Here is a 25,118-nt window from a genome sequence, read left to right on the forward strand (position 1 = left end):
GCCCGTTCCGTGCTCGCCGGCCGGTGACGGTGGTGGATTCATCCGTGGGCTCCCCGGGTGTGCGCGCGGGCGTCTGGCGGCGCACCCGCGACGGGGTCCGCCGCGGCAAGCCTCGTCCGACGTGCGCGGGAACACATCACCCGGCCGGCATGAGCGGCGGCCCGTCCATGGGAGTGCGCGCCGGCGAATCAACGGACCCGGCTGAATCACCCGCCACGTGTGAAGCGTCGGGTGCCCGCGGACGGTGTATAGATCAGCGACAGAGTTTTCCCGGCGATTACCCCGCTTTTCGGAGCAGCGAATGCGCAGGTGGTTCCCCGCACATGTTCGTGGACGCGTGGATGTCGCGGAGGCGCATCGGCCTCCGGATCCTCGTCCGGAGTGGGTCGATCGTCCGGACCTGATACGGATGCTGCAAGGCGCGCGCCGGACCAGGCTGATCCTCGTGTCCGCGCCGCCGGGTTCGGGGAAGTCCACCCTCGTCGCCCAGTGGCGCGCGGCCGCCGCGAACGGCCGTTCCTTCGCCTGGCTCACCCTGGACAAGAGCCTCGACGAGGCGGCCGCGCTCTGGCAGGCCGTCGCCGCCGCCCTGCGCGCGTCGGTCCCCGGGCTGAAGGACTCGCTGCGCCGCCTGCCCAGGAGCCGCAAGGAGCCGGCGCTGCCGCACCTGCTCAACGCGCTGGCGGGGCTGGAGGACTCCGTCGTCCTGACCCTGGACGACTTCCACAGCCTGGAGGACCCCGGCTGCCTGGAGCAGGTCGGCGCCTTCATCGATCATCTCCCCCCGACCACGCAGGTGGTCCTCATCACCCGCGCCGAGCCCGAGCTGCCGCTGCCGAGGTACCGCGCGACCGACGATCTGCTGGAGCTGGGCATGGCCGACCTGGCCTGGAGCCGCGAGGAGGCCGCCGTGCTGATCCGCAGGCTCGCGGGCATCCGGCTGCGCGACACCGACCTGGACGCCCTTCTCGGCGTCACCGAGGGTTGGACGATCGCGCTGCGGCTGGCGTCGCTGTCGTTGCGTTCGGCCTACGACCCGGCCGCGGCCGTGGCCGCGTTCAACGGCTCGCACCGGGTGGTCGCCGACTATCTCTGGGACGAGGTGCTCGGCATGGTCTCGCCCACCGTGCGGCGCTTCCTGTGCCGGGTGTCGGTGCTCGACCGGTTCACCGCGCCGCTGTGCGACGCGGTGGCGGGCACCACGAACGCCGCCGAGTTGCTGCCGGTCCTGGACAGGTCGAACCTGTTCCTCATCCCGCTGGACGACCACCGCCGCTGGTACCGCCTGCACCCCCTGCTCCAGCAGGCGCTGCAGGAGGGGCTGGTGAACACCGAGCCCGGCCTGGTGACGGAGCTGCACCAGCGCGCGAGCGACTGGTACGCGCACAACGACCTGATCCAGGAGGCCGGCGCGCACGGGCTGGCCGGCGGCGGCAACGAGCGCGTCACCGGGCTGTTCAAGACGCACTGGATGGACTACGTGAGCACCGGCCAGTTGCGCGCCCTGCGGGACTGGCTGGCCTCGGCGGGCGCCGCGACCGGCCACGATCCGGCCCTGGCCGTCTGCGGGGCGTGGGTGGCCGCCCTGTCGGGGGACCGCGTCGCGACCCGGCACCGGCTCCGCGTCGCCCTGGACCTGGACCACCAGGGGGCGCTGCCCGACGGGTCGCCGTCGGTCAGGTTCGCCGCGGACCTGATCCAGGGCCTGTTCGGCTTCGACGGGGTGCCCGACATGCTCGACGCGGCCCGCGCGGCCTGCGACACCGAGGCGGACCCGACGACCCGCTGGTACTCCGCCGCGCGCGCGGCCCTCGCCTACACCCTCTACCTGATGGGCGACGCCAAGGCCGCGATCCAGCCCGCGCGTGAGGCGGCGCAGAGCACCGCGGCCTGGCCGCCCCTGCAGATCATGGCCCTGTCCGTGCTGTCGCTCGCGCTGGGCGACCTCGGCCAGGTGGCCGAGGTGGCCGAGCCCGCCAGGGCCGCCCACGAGCTGCTCGAAGCCTCGGGTCTCGACGCCACACCGCACGCGGCGCTGCCGGCCGGCGCGCTGGGCTCCGTGCTCGCCGCCGAGGGCCGCTACCCGGAGGGCAGGCAGCTGATGGAGCGGGTGCTCTCGGTGTGCAAGAAGGCGATCGGGGTGTCGGGGTGGCCCACGCTGAACCTGCTCATCGTGCTCGCGGAGACCAGCGTCGACGCCGGGGAGTGGGAGGCCGCCGACGGCTTCATCGTGCAGGCCAGGCACGTGCTGGCGACCGAGCAGGACTGCGGCGAGTACCTGCGCGCCAGGCTCGCCCACATCCACGCCCACCTGGTCAACCAGCGCCCGGCCGAACCCGCGAACGGCGCGGCCACCGGCCACGCCCTGACCGCGCGCGAACAGTCCGTGCTCCGGCTGCTGGTGGAGGACCTGTCCCTGCGGGAGATCGGCCAGCAGATGTTCGTCTCCACCAACACGGTCAAGACGCACACCCGCTCCATCTACCGGAAGCTCGGCGTGACCTCGCGCGAGGAGGCGGTGCAGATCGCCCGCCACCTCAGGCTCGTCTGATCGCGCCCGGCTGGTCGGCTGGGCCGATCGGGTGGGGCGGGAGTTCACCCGCGAGATGTGAAGCCGGGGCCGCGGCCTCGATAGCACCCTTCCCAGCACGGCTGTTCACGGTGCTCGGGGAGGTCACGATGACGGCGGAACACGATCGCGCGGACGAGGAGTCCGCGGAGCTGGAACGCCTGCGCGCCGCGGTGGCGGAACTGCGCGGCCGGCTCGACGGGCGGCGGCGCCGCAGGACGCGCACCGTCCGCCGGGTCCTCGCGGCCGTGCTGGCCGCGCTGGCCGGGCTCGGCACGGTGTGCTCAGTCATCGGCCTGTGGGGCGCGCGCACCACGCTGAACACCGACCGCTGGGTGGCGACCGTCGCCGATCTGCCCGCGCAGCCGCAGGTCGCCGACGCGATGGCGACCTACCTCACCAGCGAGGTCTTCACCGCGCTGAACGTCGAGCGCCGGCTGGCCGAGGCGCTGCCGCCCGAGGTGGCGTTCCTGGCGGGCCCGGTCACCGGCGCCGTCCGCGACCAGACGAAGACGCTCGTCGTCAAGTTCATGGCCACCGAGCAGTTCCGCACCCTGTGGACCGGCGCGAACAGGTTCGCGCACACGCAGATCCTGGCCATCCTGGAGGAGCGCAGCCAGACGGTCACCGTGACGGGCACCACCGTGACGCTGAACCTGCTCCCCGTGGTGAACAACCTCCTGCTCGCCGTGGAGCGCGAACTCCCCTCCGTCTTCGGCAAACGGCTCGACCTGCCCACTCTCACCTCCGGCGAGGTGCCGGCCGGGCTGCGCGAACGCATCGAGCGCGAGCTCGGCGTGACCCTGCCCGCCGACTTCGCCCAGATCACCATGTACGACCGGCCGGTGCTCGGGCAGCTGCAGCAGGCGCTGGTGACCGCCAAACGCGCCGTGGCGCTGCTGACCGGCGGCACCCTGCTGGCACTCGGCCTGGCCCTGTGGGTGTCCCCGCACCGCCGCCGCACGCTCCTGCAGCTGGGGCTGTGCTGTTCGGCCGCGGCGGTCGTTCTGACAGTCGCGTTACGCGCGGTCCGCGACCAGGTGCTCGGCCTCGTCCCCGCCGGGGTCTACCGGCAGGGCGCGTCCGTGGCGGTGCACGACGTCTTCACCGAGCTGCGCTCGTGGGGGGCGTGGCTGCTGTGGGCCGGCCTGGTGCTCGCGCTCGCGTGCCACCTGCTCGGCCCGGGACGCCTGCCGGTCCGGCTGCGCGGGTACGCCGCGCGAGGCGTGCGCGCCGGGTGGCGCAAGGCGCGGTCCACGGCGGCGGGGGCCGAGCTCGCGTCCTGGTCGGCCCGGCACCTCGACGTGCTGCGCGTCGGCGGGATCGCCGTGGCGGCCGTCGTCGCGCTGCTGTTCTCCTCGTGGACGTCGCTGCTGGTGGTGGCCGGGGTCCTGGTGGCGTACGAGGTGGCGGTCACCGTCCTGGCCTCCTCCCGGTCATCCGCCGCGGGTGATGGTTCCCCCGGCCGGCCATGACACGTTGGCCGCACGCGAGGAAAAGGCGAAGGAGGGTACATGCCCATCGGACCCATCCAGCTGATCGTGCTGGGGTTCCACCATCCGGAGTTCCACGGCGAGATCGTCGCCGAACTGGAGCGATTGCGGCAGAGCGACACGGTGCGGGTGGTCGACGCGCTCGCCGTCCACAAGGACAAGAGCGGTGAGCTGGAGGTCGAGCACCTCAGCAACCTCACCAGGGAGGAGGCGATCGAGGTCGGCAGCACGCTCGGGGCGCTGATCGGCCTGGGCATCGCCGGCGAGCCCGGCGCGGAGGCAGGCGCCGCGCTGGCCGCGGAGAGCGTCGAGCGGGAGGGCGGCGTGCACGTCCTCCCCTCGGTGGACGAGCTCTGGGACGTCATCGAGGACATCCCGAACGACAGCGCGGGCGCGCTCATCCTGCTGGAGCACCACTGGGCGGTGCCGCTGCGCGACGCGGTGCTGCGCACCGGCGGCTTCCGGATCTCGGACGGCTTCATCAGCCCCCTGGACCTGGTGGCGCTCGGCCTGCACACCGCCGAGGAGGCGGAACGACTGCACGCGTTGGAGAACGGCGGAATCGGGAGGCGGGAACATGTTCGGAGCTCGTAGGGTGGCCAGGCGCACGGCTCGGCGCACCGCACGCCGCGTGAGCCGCCGACGCCGGTGACCACCGTGTCCAGACGAGCGTCCAGGCGAGTGTCCAAGCGAGCGTCCAGGCGATGAGCGTCAGCGATCACAGGGGCCGGTGCGGCAGGTCGGGCACGTGCGCGACCCGCCGCACCGGCCCCGCGCGCTCAGGGATCCCGGGGATCCGGCGGCGCGGAATCCGCTCCTCTGACGGCCGTATGGCCCACCTTCGGCAGCAGCGTCAGGATGACGAGCCCGACGAAGAGGTTGGCCAGCCCGGTCGCGACCTGGTCCGCCGCTCGCGCCTCGACGGTGAAGGGCAGCACGCAGAACGCGGCCGTGACGAGGCCGGTGATCCACCCGAAGTAGGCCAGCGGCCGCGGCGTGAGCATGACCATGATCTGCAGGATCAGGGTCGCGGCGAGCGCGCCCATGCCCGCGCAGAAGACGTAGAGCAGCGTGCCTGAGACGTCGGTGTGCCCGCGGCTCTCCGGCGTCAGCACCTCGGCGTGCGGGAACACCGCGGTCACGAGCACGCAGACCCACGCGACCAGTGCGGCGACCAGGGCGGTCGCCAGACCGCCGCCCCAGAGCCGGCCCGTGTCGACCTCCGGCGCCCCCTTCACGGCTCGGCTCCCCCCTCGCCGACGGGCTGGATCGGTTCGATCGAGAAGACGTGGCCGTGCCAGCCGTCGAGCGCGACGTACAGTCCCGGATCCCGCAACTCGGCCCCGTCGCGCTCGTAGGACGCGCCGGTGAGGAGGTCGCGCAGGACCCAGCGGCGGCCGGGCAGGTCGGGCCAGTCCAGCGGGACGCGGGCCTGCCCGGCCCGGTCCTGCAGGTTGATCGCGATCAGGTGGCGTCCGGCCGCGCCCGACCAGCTCCAGGCGAGCATGCCGTCGCAGGAGCGGTTGTCCGGCCATCCCGTGAGGTCGGCCATCCGCCACTCCCCCGTGCGCATGCCGCTGGCGTGGACGGCGCTGAGCAGCCGCGCGTGGAAGTCACGCAGCCCGCCGACGGGCGGCTCGTCGAGGCGGCGGGAGAGGAAGACGGGCACCTTGGCCCGGCGTCCCTCGAACTGTCCCTCGTGCCAGAGCATCGCGCCGGGCAACGTGGCGATCGCCGTCGCCGCCGCCCGTTCGCGCACCGGCCCCAGGGTCGCGGCGGCCCGCGGCTCGTCGTGGTTCTCCAGGAACCGCACCAGGCGCCGCTGGTAGTCCAGGCCCGCGCCCAGGTGGGCGCGGACCCCGGCGACGTCGCCGGACACCAGCCGGTCGTAGAGCCGCTTGTCGTAGCAGAAGTCGAAACCCTGCTGTTGCAGGGTCCACTCCAGGTCCCAGTACGCCTCCGCGACGAACGTCATCCCCGGGCGCCGCCTGCGCACCCGTTCGATGACCGACGTCCAGAACTCCTGCCCGGGCACGGATCCCGCCGCCTCGCCCCAGGTCCTGGCGAACACGTCGTTGGTCATCAGCATGGCCATGTCGCAGCGCACCCCGTCGCACAGCTCGCCGATCCTGGCCAGCGTGTTCACCGTGGCGGTGCGCAGCCCCGGCGCGAAGGCGTTGAGCTGGACGACGTCCGGCCACGGCGCGAAGTACGGGTCGCGTCCGCGCGCGTAGACCTGCCCGTTCCTGCCCAGGAAGGCCGCCGGGTCCCGCCGGAGGTCCTCGGCCGCGCCGCGGATGAAGTACTGGGGGTGCGTGCGCAGCCACGGATGGTCGGGGGCCACGTGGTTGGGCACGTAGTCGAGCAGCAGGGCCAGCCGGCGCCGGTTGAGCGCGGCCCGCGCCGCTGCCAGCCCTTCCGGCCCGCCGAGCGCCTGGTCGGGCACGTAGTCGCGGACGCAGTACGGCGACCCGACCACGTCGTCGTCGGACAGGTGCGGCACGGCGTCGGCGAACGACCTGCGCAGCTCGGGGTCCGCCAGGGCGATGGCGCGGCCTTCCCCGCTGCGTTCCCACACGCCCATGAGCCAGATCGTGTCGATGCCCGGCATCGCCAGCTCGTCCCATTCCTGCTTGGGCACGTCCTGCAGGAGCATCGGCCGGCCGTGGCGGCGGGCCACGTCGCTCAGCCACACCCGGGTGTTGACCTCGTAGATCACCGGCATGTCCGTGGTCATCGCGACTCCCCGGCGCGCGGGCCGCGCAGGAGGTCGGCCGCGGAGATCCGGCCGAACAGCACCATGAAGACGGCGACGTCCGCGGTCCACCCGGTCTGGTGCGCCGCCCCGAGCCCGGCTCCGTCGTCGCCGTGGAAGTATTCGTGGAACTGGATCAGGTCGCGCCAGTGCGGGTCGTCCCGGTAGACGTTCAGGCCGCCGAACACCGGCCGGCGGCCGTTCTCGTCGGCCAGGAAGATGCGGGTGAGCCGGGCGGAGATCTCCTTGGCGACCTCGAACAGGGTCATCCTGACGCCGGAGCCGGTGGGGCACTCGACGGTGAGGTCGTCGCCGTAGAAGACGTACAGGTTGAGCAGCGCCCGGATGATGAGCGCGTTCATCGGCACCCAGACGGGTCCTCGCCAGTTGGAGTTGCCGCCGAACATCCCGCTGTCGGACTCGGCGGGCAGGTAGCGCACCTGGTGCAGCCGCCCGTCCGCCCAGAACTCGTACGGGTGGTCGAGGTGGTGTCGCGACAGCGAGCGGATGCCGTACGGGCTCAGGAACTCCGTTTCGTCGAGCATGCGGCTGAGCACCCGTCTGAGCTTGGCCTCGTCCAGTAGCGACAGCAGCCGGCAGCCGCCGGCGCCGGGCCGTTCCGCGGCGGAGATGCCGGCGCTGAGCCAGGGGTGCCGCTCGGCGAGCCGGCGGATCTCGGCGGCCGCCCGGCTCTCCCCGCCTCCGGCGGCGCGCGGCGGGAAGACCGTGGAGGCGCACAGCGGCAGCAGCCCCACCAGGGAGCGCACCTTCAGCCGGGTGGCGGTGCCGTCGGGCAGCCGCAGGACGTCGTAGAAGAAGCCGTCCTCCTCGTCCCACATCTCGTCCTTGGCCTCGCCCACGCGGTCCGTGGCGGCGGCGATCCACAGGAAGTGCCCGGCGAACTTCACCGCCAGGTCCTCGTAGAGCGGGTCGCGCTCGGCCAGCTCGATGGCGAGCTGCACCATGTTCTGGGCGTAGAAGGCCATCCAGGCGGTGCCGTCGGCCTGGTCGAGCGAGCCGCCCGTGGGCAGCGGGGCACTGCGGTCGAAGACGCCGATGTTGTCCAGGCCGAGGAAGCCGCCCTGGAAGACGTTGCGTCCGGCCGGGTCCTTGCGGTTGACCCACCAGGTGAAGTTCAGCAGCAGTTTCTGGAACACCCGCTGCAGGAAGTCCAGGTCGCCGGAGCCGCGCGACTGCGACTCCAGCGCGTGGATGAACCGCGCGGCCCAGGCGTGCACGGGCGGGTTGACGTCGTCGAAGTTCCACTCGTAGGCCGGGATCTGCCCGTTGGAGTGCAGGTAGCGGTCGCTCAGCAGCAGCTCCACCTGGTGCTTGGCGAAGTCGAGGTCGACGACGGCGAGCGCGACCGCGTGGAAGGCCAGGTCCCAGGCGGCGAACCAGGGGTACTCCCAGGTGTCGGGCATGGCGATCACGTCGTGGGCGTCCATGGCGAACCAGCCGCGGTTGCGCCGGTCGGCCGGGGTCCACGGGTCCAGGCCGTGCGACCTCAGCCAGTCGTCGACGTCGTAGCAGTAGAACTGCTTGCTCCACAGCAGTCCGGCCAGGGCCTGGCGCAGCACCAGCGCCTCGTCACGGGTCGCGCCCGGCGGGGTCAGCTCGGCGTGGAAGTCGTCCGCCTCGGCCCGGCGCGAGCCGAGCACCACCTCGAAACCCGGCCCGAGCGGGTCGTCGACGTCGCCGGCGGACAGCCGGACGCGCACCGTCGCCTCGCCGCCGGCCGGGACGGTCAGCACGTGGTGCGCCGCCGCCTTGGTCCCGCTCCGGTCCGGGTTGACCACGCCCGCCGCGCCTTCGACGACGTGGCGGCCGATGCCGTCCTTGACGTACGGCGAGGCGTTGACGCCGCCGGAGACCCGCTCGTGGTTCGTCTCGTTCTCGGTGAACAGCGGCTCCGCCTCCCGTCCGCAGTACAGGTGGTAGGAGCCCAGCTCCGGGTGCTCCGCCCTGATCACGCCTGGGGCGGTCGCGCGCAGGACGGGTTTGGCCGTCCCGCCCGGCCACGACCAGGTGTTCCTGAACCACAGGGTCGGCAGGACGTGGACGGTGGCCTCCTCGGGCCCGCGGTTGGCCACCGTGATCAGGACCAGCACGTCGTCCGAGCTGGCCTTGGCGTACTCGACGAAGACGTCGAAGTAGCGGCCGCCGTCGAAGACGCCCGTGTCGAGCAGCTCGTACTCGAAGGCCCGCCGGTCGCGCCCGCCGTTGACGGCCACCAGCTCGGTGTAGGGGAACTCGGCCTGCGGGTACTTGTACAGGAACTTCATGTAGGAGTGGGTGGGCGTGTTGTCCAGGTGGTAGTAGTACTCCTTGACGTCCTCGCCGTGGTTGCCCTCGCCGTTCGTCAGGCCGAACGGCCGCTCCTTGAGTATCGGGTCGCGGCCGTTCCACAGCGCCACCGACAGGCACAGGCGCTGCTGGAGGTCGCTGATGCCGCCCAGGCCGTCCTCGCCCCACCGGTAGGCGCGCGAGCGGGCGTGATCGTGCGGAAAGTGGTTCCACGCGTCGCCTGCCCCGTAGTCCTCGCGCACCGTGCCCCACTGGCGTTCGCTGAGGTACGGGCCCCAGCGCCGCCACGGCGCGTCGGGCTCCGCAGACTGCTCCAGCCTGCCTTGTTCCGCGTTCATACGAGCTCCTCCCCAGGTCGGACGTCCACCCGCTGCCAATCTGGCGCGGCGGCCCCGGCCGCCCATCACCTACGGAGGGTGAGACCCCGCGGCCACGTCACCCCGCGGGGGTGATGAGGCGGCGCGTGCCCAGCGGCTCTGCTTGAGGTGAGTCACTCATCCACTCAGGTAAGGAGACGTCACATGGCGAACGACGCCTACTCGCCCGGCCAGGCGCGAAGCTGGGTCCCGGGAGCAGCGCTCTTCTCCGCCATCGTCATGATCACCGTGGGGGTCTTCGAGGCCATCCAGGGCTTCTCGGCCATCATCGCCAACGAGTTCTACGTCCCCACGCGCAACTACATCTACGTGATCGACGTGACCGCGTACGGCTGGATCCACCTGGTGCTCGGCGTCGCGGTGGGCGTCGCGGGCTGGGGGGTGCTGTCGGGCCGGCTGTGGGCCAGGATCGTCGGGATCGCGGCCGCGGTGCTGAGCGCGATCGCCAACTTCTTCTTCATCCCCTACTACCCGTTCTGGTCGATGCTGATCATCGCCCTGAACATCTTCGTCATCTGGACCCTCTGCGTGTACGGCAAGAACGAGGCCCGCGAGGCCGGCATGCGGGAGGACTGACATGGCGCCGCCGGCCGCCGTACACCGCCACCGGCGGGAACCGGGGGGCGTGCCCGTGGGCGGCGCGATCCTCACCGAGACCATGACGGTGGTGGTCGGCACGTTCCAGGTGATCCAGGGGCTGGCCGCCATCACCCTGGATCGGTTCTCCGGGACCGCGCGGCCCTCGGTCATCGACGTCGCGATCACCGCGTGCGCCTGGATCCACCTGGGCGTGGGCACGTTCATCGTGATCACGGGCTGCCTCATGCTCACCGGGCGCCGCCGGGCCGGGCGTACGGGCCTCGTGCTGGTGGTCCTGGACGCCGGCGCCCAGTTCCTGTTCATGCCCGCGCACCCGATCTGGGCACTCCTGATGATCGGCATGGACCTGGGCCTGCTCCGGGCGTTCAGCCGCCGCGGCGCGGCCGCCTTCCCCATGCTCGACAGCTGACCCCCGGGTGGAGATCTCCGTGTTGGCACTGCTCGCGATCCTGCTGATCGTCCTCGTCGGCGCCGGGCTGGTGGTCGTGCTGCTCCGGCGGCGCCGCGCCCGCTCGCGCGCCGCCGAGTCGCGCGGCGGCGCGCACGACGACGGCGTCGAGGTGGACGAGAAGGCCTGGGCCGAGATCGTCAAGCAGCTCAAGAAGGAGCGCCGCTCCCAGCAGTAGGGCGGCGGCGGGCTCAGTGCGTCAGCACCGCCTTGAGCAGCACCAGGACCAGCCCGATGAGCAGGTTCCCGACGGCGGCCATGACGACGATCCGCGTGCTCAGCCGGGCCTGCACGGCCGCCAGCACGGCCCAGGTCACCTGCGCGGCCAGCGCCGTGGCCAGGGCCAGCCAGGCGGTCGTGGAGTAGGCCAGGCCGAGCGTCCAGCCGGTCACCGCGGCGAGCGCGGGCGGCAGCGCCGCCTCCAGCAGCGGACGCTCGCGCCGGCCGACCGCGCGCACCTGCGCCCAGCTCAGCCGGGCGTGCGGACGGCGCTCGCCCACCAGCCTGGAATACACGTGCGCCATCCAGAACACCAGCCCGGTGGCCAGCACCAGGACGCCGAGCACCAGGCCGGACGGCGGGCCCTGGCCGGGGCTGCTCCCGGCCACGACCGAGCCGGCCAGCAGCGACCCGTACACGGCCTCGGTGTAGTCGACCCGCGTCTGCTCGGTCATGGATGGCCGCCTCCCGTGTCCTCGGTGTCCTTGCCAGGCACTGTGACCGGATCGCCCGGCGCGGGGTTCACCCCCGCCGGGTGACGCCCGGCCGCGGCGCGGGACACGAGACTCGCCCCAGCCAATCCCCGCAGATCATGGCACTTGGAGGCACCAATGACGACGTCCTCGGCGAGCCAGGGGCTGGAGGCCCCGCCACCCGCCGACTACTCCGTGCTCCCCGTCGGCGAGACGCTGCGGCTGGTGGGCGCCGATCCCGCGCGGGGGCTCAGCGGCGCGGAGGTCACCGCACGCAGGCAGCGGTACGGCCCCAACCGGTTCGCCGAGGCCGAGCGGGAACCGGCCTGGCGCGCCTTCGTCCGCCAGTACGCCGACGCCATGCAGATCGTGCTGCTGGTCGCCGGGCTCGGCAGCCTCTACCCGCTCAAGCAGTACGGCACGGCCCTCGTGCTGATCGCGCTGACGCTGCTGAACGCCTTCCTCGGCCTGCGGCAGGAGGGCAAGGCCGCGGCCGCGGTGGCCGCGCTGCAGAAGATGATGATCGTCAAGGCGAAGGTCCGCAGGGACGGCGCCCTGTCGGAGATCCCGGCCGCCGAGCTCGTCCCCGGTGACGTGGTCGCCGTCGAGGCCGGTGACCTGGTGCCGGCCGACGGGCGCCTGCTCAGGTCCGCGACCCTGGAGATCGACGAATCCGCGCTGACCGGCGAGAGCACCCCGGTGAACAAGGACGCGGGCGCCCGGCTCGCGCCCGGGGCCGGGCTCGGCGACCGGATCACCATGGCGTTCATGAACACCAACGTCACCCGCGGCTCGGCCGAGCTCGTGGTGACGGCGACCGGCATGGACACCGAGGTCGGGCACATCTCCGGCATGCTGCAGGCGGCGGAGGACACCGACACCCCGCTGACCCGCCAGCTCGCCAGGCTGACCACCCAGATCCTGGTGATCTCCGGGTTCGCGCTGGTCATCTCGATGTTGCTGAACCTGGCGCGCGGCAACACCTTCGCCGAGGTCTTCACCGTCTCGGTGGCCTTCGCGGTCGCCGCCATCCCCACCGGGCTGCCGGCCGTGGTGACGACCATCCTCTCGCTCGGCACCCAGCTGCTGGCCAGGGCCAACGCCATCGTCAAGCGGCTGCGCTCCACCGAGACCCTCGGCTGCACCAGCGCCATCAACTCCGACAAGACCGGCACCCTGACGCTGAACCAGATGACCGCGGTCGAGATGACGCTGCCCGGCCGCCGCTACACCGTCTCGGGGACGGGCTACTCGGCCGAGGGCGCGATCAAGCGGGTCGCCGGGCAGCCGGACGTGCCGCTGGAGCAGTTCATGCTGCCGCTGGCGCTGACCGCGGACGCCGAGGTCGAGGGCGGCGAACTCGTCGGCGACCCGACCGAGGGCGCCCTGGTCGTCCTGGCCGAGAAGGGCGGCCTGGACGTGCGTGCCACGCGGCAGACCTACCCGCGGGTCGCGGAGGTGCCGTTCGACGCGGCGTACAAGCTGATGGCGACCTTCCACCGGATGCGCGACGAACGCGGCGTGCAGGTGATCCGCTGTCTGGTGAAAGGCGCGCCGGACCAGCTGCTCGCGCGGGCCGACACGGTGCTCGACGGCACGCTCGGGCCGACGCCGCTCACCGAGGAGTACCGCGCCCGCTACCTGCAGGAGAACCAGCGGCTCGCCGAGCAGGGCCTGCGCGTGATGGGCACCGCGCGCAAGGACTTCGCGCTCGCCGACTTCGATCCGGCCGCCGACCTGCTCGCCCGGCTCGACGGCCTGGTCCTGCTGTCGCTGGTCGGGATCGTCGATCCGCCGCGCCCCCAGGCCAGGTCGGCGATCGCCAGGGCCCGCGAGGCCGGCATCGAGGTCCGCATGATCACCGGGGACCACGCGGTGACCGCGCAGTCCATCGCCAGGCAGCTCGGCATCCCCGGCCGCGCGATCACCGGCGCCGAGTTCGCCGCCATGGACGACGAGAGAGCCCTGCACGAGGTCGACGACATCGGCGTCATCGCCAGGGTCGCTCCCGAGCACAAGGTGCGCCTGGTCGACATCCTGCGCAGGAAGGGGCACGTGGTGGCGATGACGGGCGACGGGGTGAACGACGCCCCGGCGCTCAAGCGGGCCGACATCGGCATCGCCATGGGCATCACCGGCACCGAGGTCTCCAAGGAGGCCGCCGCGATGATCCTCACCGACGACGACTTCTCCACGATCGTCCGGGCGGTCGAGATCGGCCGCGGCCTCTACGACAACCTGAAGAAGTACATCAAGTTCCAGATGGGGGTGCTGATCGGCTTCGTCGTCACGTTCCTCGGGGCCAGCATCTTCAACATCCTCGGCGGGGTGCCGCTGCTGCCCCTGCAGACCCTGTGGGTGAACTTCACCGTCCAGATCGCCCTGGCCGTCGGGCTCGGGTACGGGGCCGCGGCGCCGGACCTCATGCGGCGCCGGCCGCGTCCGCACGACGAGCAGATCCTCGACCGCCGGCTGATGATCCGGCTGGCCGTGGCGGGAACCCTGGTCGGCGTCGGCACGCTCGGCGTGATCGCGTGGGCCGCGCCGCTCGGCGAGGAGGTCGCCAGGACGATGGGGCTGACCACGTTCGCGCTGTTCAACCTGTTCGTCTCGATCACGGTCAGGGACGAGACGCGCTCGATCTTCACCCGCGGCGGCCCGGCCGACCGGCCCTTCCTCATCTCCTGCGGGGTGGCCGTGGCGGCCATCGTCCTGGCCGCCGGGTTCGACTTCTTCCACCGGCTGCTGGGGACCGTGGACCTGGACCTCGGACAGTGGCTCGGCTGCGCGGTCGTGGCCGCACTCATCATCCCCGTCTCCGAGGCGCAGAAGGCCCTGGCCCGGCGCCGCTGACCCCGGGTGCCACTGCCCCCGGGCGGCACTGACTCCCGGGCGGCACTGACTCCAGGGCGGCACCGACCCCGGGCGGCATGACCTCACGAAATCGAACAGCGCCGGACGCACCGGCCAGGAAGGAGTTCCATGCTCTCGCGGCCTTTCGCACCGGGCGCCCGCCCCGGCCGACCGGCGGGCGTGGCATCGCACCGGCCGCGCGGACAACGGGTCGTCGCGCTGAAGGGGCTGGCCACCACGCTCATGGGCGTGCTGCTCGTGGCGTGGCCGAAGGACGGGTTCGTCCCGGTGCTCACGGTGTTCGGCGTGCTGTTCCTCGTCCTCGGCGCGTTCGACCTGGCCAAGGCGATCGCGGCGCGCGACGCCAGTTTCGACGTCCGCCTGATGTTCGTCCTGCTGAGCGGCCTCCTGGTGACCGTCGGCCTGCTGGCGTTGCACACCATGATCCGCACGGTGGAGGCCCTCATGGTGGTGCTCGGCCTGGTCTGGCTCCTGACCGGGATGATCGAGCTGGTGGGCGCGGTGGGGGTGCCGCGCCGCCCGGGTGACGCGCCCGCGTTGACGCTGGCCCTGTTCACGACGTTCGTCGGGATCGTGACGCTGCTCTCCCCCACGCCGTCCATGACCGTGCTCAGCCTGATCACGGGGGCCTGGCTGATCGTGTGGGGCGGCCTCACCGTCCTCGTCGCCGCCTGTTAGCCGTGACCTGGGGTTCCGGGTGAGAGAGCTATCACCTGGAGGACAGCGATCCCGCCGGCCATCTTGCTTACTCTTTGCATGTGTCTGATTACTCCGCGTAATCAGACACGGACCGAATCCCCGGTAGAAGGAGTTCGATCTTCGATGCACAGGATGGCCCCCGCGGTGCTCGCCACGCTCTGCGTGTCGGGTGCGTTCATGGCGCTCTCGGCGACGCCCGCGGCCGCGACCGGCTGCAGGTACTACTACACGAGCCACTTCCCAGGCCCGAACGGGGAGACGAAGGGCAGCGGCGAGTACGCCGAGGGCGACCGCGACCCGGAGGGCCGGGTGTGCCGGAACGGCTGGTGGGTGTCCCCCGAGCCGGAGCCCGGCCCCTGGGACACGACACACTAGGCGGCCGCGTCCCTGGCTGACCGATCGCCCACGTCAGGCTCCCGCCGCGGCCGCGGTGGGGGCCTGACGTGCTTCATGGACGCCCCGTGGGCGGACTCGGCCTCCGGCCGGCCCGTGGCGGATCCGGCTTCCGGCCGGCCCGTGGCGGGTTCGGCCTCCGGTCGGGCAGGGCCTGGGCGGCACGAAGGCCCATCACCCCGCCGAGGATCGTGAGCGCCAGCATGCCGGCCACGGACACGAGGACCGCCGCGAGCGCGCCGTCCTCGGTCGGCAGGAGCCACACCGCGACCGCCCCGGCCACGGCGACGCCGCCCGTGGCCAGCGTCGGCACTCCCGCCGCCTTGTTGGCGGCGCGGAACGCCGCGTCACTGCGCATGGTGGTGCGGGTGCGCACCCCGGCGAGGTTGTTGCGCGGCAGCCGCTCCGCCAGGCCGAGGAACCCGACGACCGCCGCGGCGAGCCCCGTGAACACGAACAGGAACGGCACGACGTCCATGTCCTGATCGTAAACCGGGAGATACGGGTCAGGTCAGGCAGCGACAGGTCACACTCCCGGCAGAGCCCGCGTCTCCCGCCGGTACCGGGTCAGGACGGCGGCGCCGGCCGTTTCGGCCGACAGGCACTCCAGGTAGGCCGGTGGCCCACCGGCAGGGAAGAGCCGATCGCCGGCGCCGAGGACGGCGGGGAAGGTCAGCAGCCGGTACTCGTCGATCAAGTCGGCGGCCATCAGGGCGCGCACGACGCTCAGGCTGCCCGCGATGATCACATCCCGCTGCTCGCGCTTGACGGCGTCGATCAGGTCACCGTCGATGACCTGCGAGTTCGTCCAGGCCGACGTGTCGGTCAGGGTGCGGGAGACGACCAGTTTCCGCACGGCGTTCATCCGCGCGGAGAACGGGTCGTCGCGTCCCGGCCAGATCCGCGAGAACAGCTGCCAGGTGCCGCGTCCCAGCAGCAGGACGCCGCCGTCCAGGACGCCGCCGAGCCGGAACTTGTCCCCGGCGACCGCCTCGGGCCCGTGCCGGAACGCCCATCCCCCGGCGGGTGTGCCGGCGGAGCCGTCCGGGTCGGACACGACGCCGTCCAGGGTGATGAACTCGATGACGATGACGCTCACGATGAAGGTCCCTTTCTGTGGATGCTCACCGGTACGTACCGGCGGCATCGGCCGGACTCATCGCTACGCGTCGAACAGGTCGAAAATAATCTCCTGGGACAGGCTGAACGCCTCGAAGACGGCGGGATCGGCGAAGACGACGTTGCGCGCGATCCGTCCCCCGGTGACCGTGAAGACCTGGAGCGTGTGCAGGCGATGCCCGCCGCCGGGCTCGGGGGCGTAGGCGGCCAGCGCCGGCTGGCCGTTGGCGGTGAGGCGCCGCAGGCCCCAGCCGCCGCCGCGCATCTCGAACACGCGCCGCATGAACCGGCCGTAGTCGCGGGCGCCCCGGTACCACAGCGGCACGGGCGGCATCTCCAGGACGGCGTCGTCGGTGAGCAGCCGCACGAGCGCGGGGACGTCGGCCGCCGCGAACGCCCGCAGGTAGCGTTCGATCACCTCGCGGACCTCCGGGTCGTCCGGCTCGGCGACCTCGCCGGGGTCCACGGACTCGCCCGCCCCGGCGAGTGCGGCGCGGGCCCGCTGCAGGGCGCTGTTGACGGCCGGGACGGTGGTTCCGAGCTGGGCGGCCACCTCGGCGGCGGTGAACTGCAGCACCTCGCGCAGTACGAGCACGGCCCGCTGCCGCGGTGGCAGCGTCTGCATCGCCGCCACCAGCGCCAGCCGCAGGTCGGCCCGTACGTCCAGCTCGAACCGGGAGTCGGGGAACGGCTGCAACCAGGCCACGTCGAAGGCCGGCGTGAGCGGCGCACCGGGGTCGTCGCCCGGCGCGCCCAGCCCGGACGGCAGCGGCCGCCGCGCCCGGCCCTCCAGCGCGGTCAGGCAGACGTTGGTCGCGATCCGATACAGCCAGGTGCGCGGCGACGCGCGGCCGGGGTCGTACCGGTCCCTGGCCTTCCACGCCCGCAGCAACGTCTCCTGCGCCAGGTCCTCGGCCTCGTGGATGGAACCCGCCAGCCGATAGCAGTACGCCACCAGCTCGGCGCGATACGGTGCGAAATCCACCGCCTCATCATGGCGCATGTGACATCCCACGCGGACCCCGGGCGCTGCCCTCCGTGATCAGTCCCGCCGGTCGAGGAACCGGCGCAGCCCGGCCCGCACCCCCTCCGTCGGGACGGTGGCCGCGAAGCAGGCCGCCTCGACCGCGAGTCCCTCGTCGATCGGCAGGTTGACGCCGCGCGTGACAGCACGCAGGCAGGCCGCCACGGCGGTCGGCGCGTGCCCGGCGATCCTGGCGGCGAGATCGCGCGCGGCGTCCATCAGCTCGTCGGCGGGCACGACGCGGTTCACGAGTCCGAGTTCGGCGGCCCTGGCGGCGGGAATGGGGTCGCCGGTCAGGATCATCTCCAGGCCGCGCTTGCGTCCGGCGTGGCGTGGCAGCCGCTGTGAGCCGCCGAACGGCGGCGGGAAGCCGAGCGTGATCTCGGGCTTGGCGAAGGTGGCGTGCGCGGCGGCGATGGCGAGCGGCGCGGCCTCGACGATCTCGCAGCCGCCGCCGTAGGCGAGGCCGTTGACCGCGACGATCACCGGCTTGGGGAACTCCTCGATCCGCCGGGTCAGCCCCTGCCGGCGCCGGACGATCTCCCGAAGGGCGCACTCGGTCCCGTCCGCGATGCTCCGCGCCAGCGACGGGATGTCCGCGCCCGCGCTGAAGGCCCGGTGCCCGGCGCCGGTCAGCACGACCGCCCGGACGGATTCGTCGGCCTCCAGCCGGTCGAGCACGGCGAGCAGCGTGTCGAGCGTCGGGTAGTCGAGCGCGTTGAGCTTGCGTTCCCGGTCGATGGTGATGGTGACGAGGTGGTCGTCCTGGTCGACGTGGACGGTCATGCCGCAGACTCCGTTCCGCTTCAGGCGTGGACGCGCCCAGGCTAGGAGCCATAATCAGGACGATCCACAAATCGTCCTGGATACATCGTCCTTGAAACGAGGGATCGGCATGCGGCCACCGTCCTACAAGCCCATCGTCGACGAGTTCGCCGCGGTGATCCGGGCCGGCACGATCCCCACGGGCGCCCGGCTGCCGACGCACCGCGAGCTGGCCCGCCGGCGGCGGATCGCGCTGGCCACCGCCACCCGCGTCTACGCCGAGCTGGCCGGGATGGGGCTGGTCGTGGGTGAGCCGGGGCGCGGGACGTTCGTCCGTGACCGGTCCGGCTACGACGGGGTGGAGCCCTCGCGCGACCTGCCCGTGCCCCGCGTGGCCGACCTGTCGTTCAACCAGCCGCTGGCCCCGGGTCAGGCCGACCTGCTGCGCCGGGCGCTGCGCGAGCTCTCGACGTCGGGCGAGGTCGAGTCGCTGCTGCGCCAGCACCCGCCCGGCGGACGCCGGAGCGACCGGGCCGTCGTGGCCACGTACCTGCTGGATCGCGGGATCGACACCGCGCCCGCGAACGTCCTGCTGACCAGCGGGACCCAGCAGGCGCTCGACACCGTGCTGCGCGCGCTCACCCGTCCCGGCGACGTCCTGGCCGCCGACGCGCTCACCTATCCCGGCATCACGCTGCTCGCCGCCGCGCACGGCCTCGACCTCGCGCCGATCCCCGTGACGCCGGCGGGCCCGGACCTCGACGCCCTCGACCGCCTGTGCCGCACGCGGCCCGTCCGCGCGATCTACACGATCCCCACCGTGCACAACCCGCTCGGCTGGGTGCTGGATCGGGAGCGGCGGGCGCGCCTCGTCGCCACCGCCCGCGCCCACGACTGCCTGATCGTCGAGGACGGCACGTACGCGTTCCTCGAACCCGCGCCGCCCCCGCCCCTGTGGGCGCTCGCCCAGGAACGCACCTGCTACGTGGCCGGACTGTCCAAGAACGTGGCGACCGGCCTGCGGTTCGGCTTCGCCGTGGTGCCCGGAGCGCACCTGCGTGCCGTGACCAGGAGCCTGCGGACGGCGGCCTGGGGCGCGCCCGGACTCGTCACCGCGCTGGCCACCGGCTGGCTCGCCGACGGCACGGTCGCCCGGCTGGAGCAGTCGAGGCGTGCGGACGCCGCCGCCCGGCAGGACGTGGCCCGGGCCGCCCTGGCCGGCCTGGACGTCACCGCGCACCCCACGTCCTACCTGGTGTGGCTCGGGCTGGAGCCGCACCAGCGCCCCGACCACGTCGCGGCCGTGCTCGCGGCGGAGGGGATCCTGGTGACCACCGCCGACGCGTTCGCCACCGGCCCCTGGCGTCCGCACGCGCTCCGGCTGGCGCTGGGCACGCCGCCGCTGGACGAGCTCGGGCCGGCGTTGCACCGCCTGCGCGCGGCGATCGCGGCGATCCCGCCCTGACGTGGCGGCCGGTTCTCCTCGGCCGGCGTCATGGAGGTCGGATGAGGCCCTTCTGCGAGGCCGCGGCCACGGCCGAGGTGCGGGAATCGACGCCGAGCTTGGCGTAGATGTGCACCAGGTGGGTCTTGACCGTGGTCTCGCTGAGGAACAGCGCCTTGCTGATCTGCCGGTTCGACAGCCCCGCGGCGACGTGGCCGAGCACCTCCAGCTCGCGAGGGCTCAGCGTGGCGTCGGGGGCGCGGACGCGGCCCAGCAGGCGCGCGGCGACGCTCGGCGCCAGCGCGCCGGCTCCTGTGGCGGCCGCGCGGATGGCCGCGTGCAGATCGTCGGACGGGGCGTCCTTGAGCAGGTAGCCGGTCGCGCCCGCCTCGACGGCGGCCACGATGTCGGCGTCGGTGTCGAACGTGGTCAGCACCAGCACCCGGGGGCCGTTCATGGCGACGATCCGCCGGGTCGCCTCGCTGCCGTGCATGCCCGGTCCGAGCCGCAGATCCATCAGCACGACGTCGGGCCCGAGCGTGCGGGCCAGTTCCACGCCGTACTCGGCGGTGGCGGCCTCGCCGACCAGCTCGAAGTCGGGCTGCCCGGCGAGCATGGCGCGCAGGCCGGAACGGACCACGGGGTGATCGTCGACCAGGATGATCCGGATCACGCCGCCTCCCCTCGCGGAAGTGGCAGGGTGGCCACGACGGCGGTGCCCTCCCCCGGGGACGATTCCACGGTGAGCGTGCCGCCGAGCGTGGTCACCCGCTCCCGCATGGCGCGCAGGCCGTAGCCGGTTCCCTTCGCCTGGCCCGTGGGCCTGCCCGGGTCGAAGCCGTGGCCGTCGTCGTAGACGTCCAGCATGACGACGTCGTCCAGGTAGGTGAGGGTGACCCCGGCGTGCTCGGCGCCGGAATGGCGGCTGACGTTGCCCAGCGCGCCCTGGGCGACGCGCAGCAGCGTCGCGTCGTAGTCGGCGGGCAGCGGGACCGGGGTGCCCGAGATCTCGAACCGCGCCTCGATGGAGGTGCCTGCCACGGCCGAGTCGCCGATCCTGCGCAAGGCCGCGATCAGTGAGGAGTGCTGGAGTGCCGGCGGGGCCAGGGCGCGCACGAAGTTGCGCGCTTCCTCCAGGTTCTCCTTGGCCGCGTCCGTCGCCTCGACGATGCGGCGCTCCGCCTCCTCCGGACGCTCGGCGAGGTCGCGGCGGGCCACGCGCAGGAGCAGGATGATGCTGGACATGCCCTGCGCCAGCGTGTCGTGGATCTCCCTGGCCAGGCGTTCGCGCTCGGCCAGCCTGGCGGCGTCGCTCTCGGCCTCGACGAGTTTGCCGCGGGTGCGGATCAGGTCGTCGATCAGCAGCCGGCGCTCCTCGCTCTCGGCGTACAGCGCCTGGTAGACCAGCGCCATGAGGGTGGCCACGGCGGCGCCGATCGTGGGCCCGACGACCTGCGCGGCCGTCAGGTGGCCCGCGTGCCAGGCGGCGGCCAGGATCGCCGCCACGGTCAGCACCGCCACTCCCGGCAGCGCGACCGCCAGGGGCAGGAGGTGGAGGTAGGCGAAGAAGAGCGGGAAGGCCAGCCAGACGAACTGCGGCGCGGCCAGGGCGAGCGCCGCCCACCCGGCCGTGATCAGCCCCAGCCACAGCCGCAGGTGGGCCGGCCGCAGCCACTCCAGCGGCAGGTGAATCGGCCGCATCCGCCCCAGCCTCAGGTGAACCGGTCGCAGCCAGCCCAGCCTCGGGTGGACCGGCTCGCCGAAGTGCGGCGAGCGGCCCTCGATCACGGTCCCGGCCGCGTACAGGACGCCGAGCAGGATTCCCCCCAGAACAGGCAGAGCCTGTCCCTGCCGGGCGACGCCGGCCACCGCGATCACCAGGAGGATCGCGAACGTGCCGTGGATGGCCCACCGGAGCAGCCGGAGAGCGGGCGGGAACGGATGGTCGGCCATTTCTCACTCAGCGTATGCAACGGCACTCCCCCGTCGCATCGTTCAAAAGAAGTATTTCGGGCCGACCGAGTGCACGATGTGCGCGAACGCCGTGGTCGCCCAGGCTGAGGCCGTCCGTTTTCCACTACTCAGCAACGGGGGACGCGCCGTGTTCGTGGCGCTCAGAGACCTGCGCTTCGCGAAGGGACGGTTCGCCCTGATGGGCGCCGTCGTCTTCCTCATCACCCTCCTGGTGACCATGTTGTCCGGGCTGACCGCCGGGCTGGCCCAGGAGAACGTCTCGGCCGTCCGGGACCTGCCCGCCGACCACATCGTCTTCGACAGCGGCGCCGAACCGGCCTTCGCCGACAGCCGCATCACCGGCCGGACCTGGAAGGACTGGCAGCAGGTGCCGGGCGTCACCGTGGAGAGGCTGGGCGTGTCGATGTCGAGACTCGCCTTCGGTGACGATCGGAGCGCGGGGGTCGCGCTCTTCGGCGTCCAGCCGGACGGCGGTCTCGCCCAGGGCCGGCCGCCCGTCGAGACGGGCAAGGTGGTGCTGTCGTCCGCGCTCGCGGCGGAGACGGCGTTGCGGACGGGTGATTCCGTGCGGATCGCCGGCCTGGGTTTCGTCGTGGCCGGGATCGGCGGTGAGGCGTTCTACAGCCACGCGCCGGTCGCCTGGATCAGCATCGGTGACTGGGCGCGGATGAGCGGACCGGGCGGCGCCAACCCCGCGACCTCCCCCAACACCGGCGCGACCCTCGACACCACCGCAACCTCCGAGACCGCCGCAACCCCCGACACCACCGCCTCCCCCGAGACCGCCGCAACCCCCGACACCGGCGCGGCCCTCGACGCCGCCTCGGCTGCCGTCGCGACCGTGCTCGTCGTGCGGACGCAGGGCTCGCCCGACCTCGCCGCCGCCGACGTCCGGCTCGGCACGAGCACCGTGGCCCTGTCCGACGCACCGGCCGCGATCGGCTCCTTCTCGTCGGAGAACGGTTCGCTGCAGCTCATGCGCGGCTTCCTGTTCGCGATCTCCGCCCTGGTCATCGGCGCGTTCTTCACCGTCTGGACGATCCAGCGGCGCGGCGACGTCGCCGTGCTCAAGGCGCTCGGCGCGAGCTCCGGCTACCTGCTGCGTGACGCGCTCGCCCAGGCCGTCGTCGTGCTGCTGCTCGGCGCGGGCCTCGGCGGAGCGGTCGGGGTGGCGCTCGGCGCGCTCGCCGGAGACGCCGTCCCGTTCGTGCTGTCGGTGACCACGACCGTGGTGCCGGTGGCCGTGATGATCCTGCTCGGTGCCGCCGGTGCCGCGCTGGCCATCCGCAAGATCACCTCTGTCGACCCGCTGATCGCGCTCGGAGCCTCCCGATGACACTCGACTTCACCGACGCCCCAAGGACACTTCAACTCACCGACGTCCCGAGGACACTTCAGCTCACCGACGTCGTTCTCACCTACCCCGACGGGGAGCGCACCCTGACCGCGCTCGACCACGTCAGCCTGTCCGTCGCGGCGGGCGAGTTCACCGCCGTCGTCGGCCCCTCCGGCTCAGGCAAGTCGAGCCTGCTCGCCGTCGCCGCCACCCTCATCGCACCCGCCTCGGGCTCGGTCACCATCGCCGGACGGGACGTCTCCCGCGCTGGCCAGGCCGAACGCACCAGGGTCCGCCGCGACCACATCGGAATCGTGTTCCAGCAGCCGAACCTGCTGCCCTCACTGACCGCGCTCGACCAGCTCCTGGTGATGGCCCACCTGGCCGGTCAGTCCGTCCGGGCCGCGAACCAGCGGGCCGGGGAACTGCTGCTCGCCGTCGGCCTGGCCGGCCAGGAGCACAAGCGCCCGCACCAGCTGTCCGGGGGCGAGCGCCAGCGGGTCAACATCGCCCGCGCGCTGATGAACTCCCCCGAGATCCTGCTGGTGGACGAGCCCACCAGCGCACTCGACCACCACCGGGGCGAGCAGATCGTGTCCCTGCTGGCCGACCTCACCAGGAACAACGACCTGGCCACCGTCATGGTGACGCACGATCTGGCCGCGCTGGCGATGGTGGACACCGTCCTGACCATGACCGACGGCCGGCTCACGGAGGGAGCGGCGGCACCGGCCGTGTGACCAACGGCCGACTCACGGAGGAGGCGGCGGCACCGGTCGTGTGACCGACAGCCGACTCACGGAAGGGGCAGCAGCACCGGTCGGGGTGACCGTGCGCCGGGGATGCCGCGGGGCGTGACCCCGAAGCGTTCGCCACCGTGCCCGGCCTGCCCCTTCCCGGGGTGTTCCCGCATGCCCAACGCGCGGCACGCGGCGCGCAACCAGGCCCCGATGCCGGCCGTGACGCGTTCGCCGTCGGGCACCCGTGACGTGTTCACCGTCGGGCGCCCGTCGACCCCGGCGGCCGAACGATCAGAGTCGGCCACCGAGGTCGACCAGCCATCAGCGCGTCGACCAGCCATGACTTGGTCGGCCGGCCATGACCGGTCGATCGGCCACGACCGGTCGGCCGACCACGACTGATCGATCAGCCACGAACGGTCGACCGGCCACGAGCGGGGTGCGGAATCGGTCAGCGGCGCGCGCGGGTGCGGCCGCGCCAGTTGTTGTAACCGGACCTGATGCCGGCCGTGCCCACCCCAGCCTGGTGGAGGGCCAGCAGGCACAGGCCGAGCAGCACCAGCGTCATGCCGGTGATCCCGCCGGGGATCCGCGTACCGACCAGGTCGAGCAGGAATCCCAGCCCGAAGATGATCGCTGCGACTATCGCGAGCATGTCACGTCACCTCGTTTCCCTTTGCCGTGTATCCCGCCCCGACCGAGTCCCGGTAGCCGCTGGAATCCCGGTAGTCGCCGGGCTCCGGGTAACCGCCGGACTCCCGGTGGCCGCGTGATTCGCTCGATTCCGCGGCCGAGAGCGCGAGCAGGCGCTCCAGCACGTTCCGGTAGTCGCGGAGCGCCAGCCTGAGCTGCTCGGTGTCCGCCTGCTCGCTGCCCTTCCAGCCGTCGCGCAAGGCGTTCGTCCGCGTGGTCAACGTGCTGGTGATGGCCTCCACCACCTCGCCCACCAGGGCGTCCGCGCGGGTGACCGCCTCGCCGGGGTCGTCCACGAACGAGGCCTGCACGTCCCGCCAGCGCGCCTGCACCTGGGCCGGATCCTGGTCGAACAGCACCAGATCCCGGGGCGCGGCGTGCGCCGGGCCGCCCTCGCCGGCTACGGCAGGAGTGTGGAGCGGGTCGGGCACGTCCGCCGACCGGGGGTCGGCCAGCGGGTCGGCCTGCATGTCCGCGTCGGTTCGCGCGTAGGGGTCGCGGTAGGGAGAGTCGGGGTCGTCCGCCGTGGTGGAGTCGACGCCATGGGGGTCATCGCGCAGCGCAGGGTCGCCCGCGTGCACCAGGGTGTCCTCGCGCACCGTGGAGGAATCTCGCGCCGTGGAGTCGTCGCGCACCATGGGGTCGTCGTCCGCACGGAGATCATCGTCCGCGTCGGGGTCGACGCGGCGCGCGGCCGCGTAGGGATCGCCATGCGACCTCCCAGAATCACCGGCCTCGTCCCCAGTGCCGTCGATGGGATCGGCACGGCCGCTGGGGTCAGCGGCGCCCGTGCCAATGCCGGCACCAGTACCAGTA

25 protein-coding genes are annotated in these 25,118 nt (G+C 72.6%); 13 read left to right on the plus strand and 12 right to left on the minus strand.

Annotated features, from left to right (window positions below):
• The first annotated feature begins 409 nt into the window (after nt 1–409).
• The 3 genes from HII36_RS31840 to HII36_RS31850 all read left to right on the plus strand — a co-directional run bounded on the left by HII36_RS31840 (nt 410) and on the right by HII36_RS31850 (nt 4,656).
• On the plus strand, nt 410–2,551 hold the full coding sequence (locus HII36_RS31840) for a LuxR C-terminal-related transcriptional regulator (RefSeq protein ID WP_173526992.1): 2,142 nt from the start codon (nt 410–412) through the stop codon (nt 2,549–2,551).
• A gap of 128 nt (nt 2,552–2,679) precedes the next feature.
• Nucleotides 2,680–4,044: a hypothetical protein gene (locus HII36_RS31845; RefSeq protein WP_173526993.1), complete on the plus strand. Its 1,365-nt coding sequence runs from the start codon at nt 2,680–2,682 to the stop codon at nt 4,042–4,044.
• A gap of 39 nt (nt 4,045–4,083) precedes the next feature.
• Nucleotides 4,084–4,656 carry a hypothetical protein gene (locus HII36_RS31850; protein ID WP_173526994.1) on the plus strand — a complete coding sequence of 191 codons (573 nt, stop codon included), beginning with the start codon at nt 4,084–4,086 and terminating at the stop codon, nt 4,654–4,656.
• Between the two features lie 185 nt (nt 4,657–4,841).
• On the opposite strand, the gene HII36_RS31855 is transcribed toward HII36_RS31850, so the two are convergent.
• The 3 genes from HII36_RS31855 to HII36_RS31865 are packed head-to-tail and all read right to left on the minus strand — an operon-like array spanning nt 4,842 to nt 9,462.
• Complete coding sequence (locus HII36_RS31855; protein ID WP_173526995.1) at nt 4,842–5,300, minus strand: DUF6069 family protein; 459 nt, start codon at nt 5,298–5,300, stop codon at nt 4,842–4,844.
• Nucleotides 5,297–6,799 carry an alpha-amylase family protein gene (locus HII36_RS31860; protein ID WP_217370221.1) on the minus strand — a complete coding sequence of 501 codons (1,503 nt, stop codon included), beginning with the start codon at nt 6,797–6,799 and terminating at the stop codon, nt 5,297–5,299. The genes HII36_RS31855 and HII36_RS31860 overlap by 4 nt, the downstream gene beginning before the upstream one ends.
• The gene (locus HII36_RS31865) at nt 6,796–9,462 is read right to left on the minus strand and encodes an MGH1-like glycoside hydrolase domain-containing protein (RefSeq protein ID WP_173526996.1); all 2,667 of its coding nucleotides are present in this window, start codon (nt 9,460–9,462) and stop codon (nt 6,796–6,798) included. The genes HII36_RS31860 and HII36_RS31865 overlap by 4 nt, the downstream gene beginning before the upstream one ends.
• 183 nt (nt 9,463–9,645) lie before the next feature.
• Here HII36_RS31865 and HII36_RS31870 point away from each other — a divergent pair, with 183 nt between their 5' ends.
• Genes HII36_RS31870 through HII36_RS31880 form a run of 3 tightly spaced genes read left to right on the plus strand, consistent with a single transcriptional unit; the run spans nt 9,646 to nt 10,727 of the window.
• Complete coding sequence (locus tag HII36_RS31870) at nt 9,646–10,077, plus strand: DUF7144 family membrane protein (RefSeq protein WP_173526997.1); 432 nt, start codon at nt 9,646–9,648, stop codon at nt 10,075–10,077.
• A gap of 1 nt (nt 10,078) precedes the next feature.
• On the plus strand, nt 10,079–10,510 hold the full coding sequence (locus HII36_RS31875) for a DUF7144 family membrane protein (protein WP_173526998.1): 432 nt from the start codon (nt 10,079–10,081) through the stop codon (nt 10,508–10,510).
• A 19-nt stretch (nt 10,511–10,529) separates the two neighbouring features.
• Complete coding sequence (locus HII36_RS31880; protein WP_173526999.1) at nt 10,530–10,727, plus strand: hypothetical protein; 198 nt, start codon at nt 10,530–10,532, stop codon at nt 10,725–10,727.
• Nucleotides 10,728–10,740: 13 nt separating this feature from the next.
• Here HII36_RS31880 and HII36_RS31885 read toward each other — a convergent pair whose 3' ends face one another.
• On the minus strand, nt 10,741–11,223 hold the full coding sequence (locus HII36_RS31885) for a hypothetical protein (protein ID WP_173527000.1): 483 nt from the start codon (nt 11,221–11,223) through the stop codon (nt 10,741–10,743).
• Between the two features lie 156 nt (nt 11,224–11,379).
• Here HII36_RS31885 and HII36_RS31890 point away from each other — a divergent pair, with 156 nt between their 5' ends.
• The 3 genes from HII36_RS31890 (at nt 11,380) to HII36_RS31900 (ending at nt 15,189) form a co-directional block, all read left to right on the plus strand.
• Nucleotides 11,380–14,094 carry a cation-translocating P-type ATPase gene (locus tag HII36_RS31890; protein WP_173527001.1) on the plus strand — a complete coding sequence of 905 codons (2,715 nt, stop codon included), beginning with the start codon at nt 11,380–11,382 and terminating at the stop codon, nt 14,092–14,094.
• 129 nt (nt 14,095–14,223) lie between these two features.
• Nucleotides 14,224–14,793, plus strand: a complete 570-nt coding sequence (locus HII36_RS31895) for an HdeD family acid-resistance protein (protein WP_173527002.1) — start codon at nt 14,224–14,226, stop codon at nt 14,791–14,793.
• Between the two features lie 144 nt (nt 14,794–14,937).
• Nucleotides 14,938–15,189, plus strand: coding sequence for a hypothetical protein (locus tag HII36_RS31900; protein ID WP_173527003.1), 252 nt, complete (start codon nt 14,938–14,940; stop codon nt 15,187–15,189).
• Between the two features lie 73 nt (nt 15,190–15,262).
• On the opposite strand, the gene HII36_RS31905 is transcribed toward HII36_RS31900, so the two are convergent.
• From HII36_RS31905 to HII36_RS31920, 4 genes are all read right to left on the minus strand, one after another.
• Nucleotides 15,263–15,685 carry an SdpI family protein gene (locus HII36_RS31905; RefSeq protein WP_173527004.1) on the minus strand — a complete coding sequence of 141 codons (423 nt, stop codon included), beginning with the start codon at nt 15,683–15,685 and terminating at the stop codon, nt 15,263–15,265.
• A 48-nt stretch (nt 15,686–15,733) separates the two neighbouring features.
• Entirely contained in the window at nt 15,734–16,306 is a 573-nt protein-coding gene (locus HII36_RS31910) for a dihydrofolate reductase family protein (RefSeq protein ID WP_173527005.1), read from the minus strand.
• 63 nt (nt 16,307–16,369) lie between these two features.
• Nucleotides 16,370–17,311 carry an RNA polymerase subunit sigma-70 gene (locus tag HII36_RS31915; RefSeq protein ID WP_328807977.1) on the minus strand — a complete coding sequence of 314 codons (942 nt, stop codon included), beginning with the start codon at nt 17,309–17,311 and terminating at the stop codon, nt 16,370–16,372.
• Nucleotides 17,312–17,368: 57 nt separating this feature from the next.
• On the minus strand, nt 17,369–18,136 hold the full coding sequence (locus tag HII36_RS31920) for an enoyl-CoA hydratase-related protein (protein ID WP_173527007.1): 768 nt from the start codon (nt 18,134–18,136) through the stop codon (nt 17,369–17,371).
• Between the two features lie 109 nt (nt 18,137–18,245).
• Between HII36_RS31920 and HII36_RS31925 the strand changes: the two genes are divergently transcribed.
• Nucleotides 18,246–19,580 carry an aminotransferase-like domain-containing protein gene (locus HII36_RS31925; RefSeq protein ID WP_173527008.1) on the plus strand — a complete coding sequence of 445 codons (1,335 nt, stop codon included), beginning with the start codon at nt 18,246–18,248 and terminating at the stop codon, nt 19,578–19,580.
• A 28-nt stretch (nt 19,581–19,608) separates the two neighbouring features.
• On the opposite strand, the gene HII36_RS31930 is transcribed toward HII36_RS31925, so the two are convergent.
• The gene (locus HII36_RS31930; protein WP_236004065.1) at nt 19,609–20,175 is read right to left on the minus strand and encodes a response regulator transcription factor; all 567 of its coding nucleotides are present in this window, start codon (nt 20,173–20,175) and stop codon (nt 19,609–19,611) included.
• Nucleotides 20,176–20,228: 53 nt separating this feature from the next.
• A complete protein-coding gene (locus tag HII36_RS31935) occupies nt 20,229–21,512 on the minus strand; it encodes a sensor histidine kinase (RefSeq protein ID WP_173527010.1) in 1,284 nt (427 codons plus the stop codon).
• Between the two features lie 148 nt (nt 21,513–21,660).
• On the opposite strand from HII36_RS31935, the gene HII36_RS31940 reads away from it, so the two are divergent.
• From HII36_RS31940 to HII36_RS31950, 3 genes are all read left to right on the plus strand, one after another.
• Nucleotides 21,661–22,869, plus strand: a complete 1,209-nt coding sequence (locus HII36_RS31940; RefSeq protein WP_407940838.1) for an FtsX-like permease family protein — start codon at nt 21,661–21,663, stop codon at nt 22,867–22,869.
• Nucleotides 22,866–23,609: an ABC transporter ATP-binding protein gene (locus HII36_RS31945; RefSeq protein WP_173527012.1), complete on the plus strand. Its 744-nt coding sequence runs from the start codon at nt 22,866–22,868 to the stop codon at nt 23,607–23,609. The genes HII36_RS31940 and HII36_RS31945 overlap by 4 nt, the downstream gene beginning before the upstream one ends.
• Nucleotides 23,610–23,780: 171 nt before the next feature.
• On the plus strand, nt 23,781–24,011 hold the full coding sequence (locus HII36_RS31950; protein ID WP_173527013.1) for a hypothetical protein: 231 nt from the start codon (nt 23,781–23,783) through the stop codon (nt 24,009–24,011).
• A gap of 49 nt (nt 24,012–24,060) precedes the next feature.
• On the opposite strand, the gene HII36_RS31955 is transcribed toward HII36_RS31950, so the two are convergent.
• Nucleotides 24,061–24,264: a hypothetical protein gene (locus tag HII36_RS31955; RefSeq protein ID WP_173527014.1), complete on the minus strand. Its 204-nt coding sequence runs from the start codon at nt 24,262–24,264 to the stop codon at nt 24,061–24,063.
• 1 nt (nt 24,265) lies between these two features.
• Nucleotides 24,266–24,940, minus strand: a complete 675-nt coding sequence (locus HII36_RS31960) for a hypothetical protein (protein WP_173527015.1) — start codon at nt 24,938–24,940, stop codon at nt 24,266–24,268.
• Nucleotides 24,941–25,118 lie beyond the last annotated feature (178 nt).

It is taken from the genome of Nonomuraea antri, assembly GCF_013283785.1.
Lineage (GTDB): Bacteria > Actinomycetota > Actinomycetes > Streptosporangiales > Streptosporangiaceae > Nonomuraea > Nonomuraea antri.

Excerpts from the sequence above, each read along its gene's own strand:
- HII36_RS31840 (WP_173526992.1), top strand. The coding sequence starts at position 410 with ATGCTGCAAGGCGCGCGCCGGACCAGGCTGATCCTCGTGTCCGCGCCG.
- HII36_RS31845 (WP_173526993.1), top strand. The coding sequence starts at position 2,680 with ATGACGGCGGAACACGATCGCGCGGACGAGGAGTCCGCGGAGCTGGAA.
- HII36_RS31850 (WP_173526994.1), top strand. The coding sequence starts at position 4,084 with ATGCCCATCGGACCCATCCAGCTGATCGTGCTGGGGTTCCACCATCCG.
- HII36_RS31860 (WP_217370221.1), bottom strand. The coding sequence starts at position 6,799 with ATGACCACGGACATGCCGGTGATCTACGAGGTCAACACCCGGGTGTGG.
- HII36_RS31865 (WP_173526996.1), bottom strand. The coding sequence starts at position 9,462 with ATGAACGCGGAACAAGGCAGGCTGGAGCAGTCTGCGGAGCCCGACGCG.
- HII36_RS31870 (WP_173526997.1), top strand. The coding sequence starts at position 9,646 with ATGGCGAACGACGCCTACTCGCCCGGCCAGGCGCGAAGCTGGGTCCCG.
- HII36_RS31875 (WP_173526998.1), top strand. The coding sequence starts at position 10,079 with ATGGCGCCGCCGGCCGCCGTACACCGCCACCGGCGGGAACCGGGGGGC.
- HII36_RS31885 (WP_173527000.1), bottom strand. The coding sequence starts at position 11,223 with ATGACCGAGCAGACGCGGGTCGACTACACCGAGGCCGTGTACGGGTCG.
- HII36_RS31890 (WP_173527001.1), top strand. The coding sequence starts at position 11,380 with ATGACGACGTCCTCGGCGAGCCAGGGGCTGGAGGCCCCGCCACCCGCC.
- HII36_RS31895 (WP_173527002.1), top strand. The coding sequence starts at position 14,224 with ATGCTCTCGCGGCCTTTCGCACCGGGCGCCCGCCCCGGCCGACCGGCG.
- HII36_RS31900 (WP_173527003.1), top strand. The coding sequence starts at position 14,938 with ATGCACAGGATGGCCCCCGCGGTGCTCGCCACGCTCTGCGTGTCGGGT.
- HII36_RS31905 (WP_173527004.1), bottom strand. The coding sequence starts at position 15,685 with ATGGACGTCGTGCCGTTCCTGTTCGTGTTCACGGGGCTCGCCGCGGCG.
- HII36_RS31920 (WP_173527007.1), bottom strand. The coding sequence starts at position 18,136 with ATGACCGTCCACGTCGACCAGGACGACCACCTCGTCACCATCACCATC.
- HII36_RS31925 (WP_173527008.1), top strand. The coding sequence starts at position 18,246 with ATGCGGCCACCGTCCTACAAGCCCATCGTCGACGAGTTCGCCGCGGTG.
- HII36_RS31930 (WP_236004065.1), bottom strand. The coding sequence starts at position 20,175 with ATGCTCGCCGGGCAGCCCGACTTCGAGCTGGTCGGCGAGGCCGCCACC.
- HII36_RS31935 (WP_173527010.1), bottom strand. The coding sequence starts at position 21,512 with ATGGCCGACCATCCGTTCCCGCCCGCTCTCCGGCTGCTCCGGTGGGCC.
- HII36_RS31945 (WP_173527012.1), top strand. The coding sequence starts at position 22,866 with ATGACACTCGACTTCACCGACGCCCCAAGGACACTTCAACTCACCGAC.
- HII36_RS31950 (WP_173527013.1), top strand. The coding sequence starts at position 23,781 with ATGCCCAACGCGCGGCACGCGGCGCGCAACCAGGCCCCGATGCCGGCC.
- HII36_RS31955 (WP_173527014.1), bottom strand. The coding sequence starts at position 24,264 with ATGCTCGCGATAGTCGCAGCGATCATCTTCGGGCTGGGATTCCTGCTC.
- HII36_RS31960 (WP_173527015.1), bottom strand. The coding sequence starts at position 24,940 with ATGGTGCGCGACGACTCCACGGCGCGAGATTCCTCCACGGTGCGCGAG.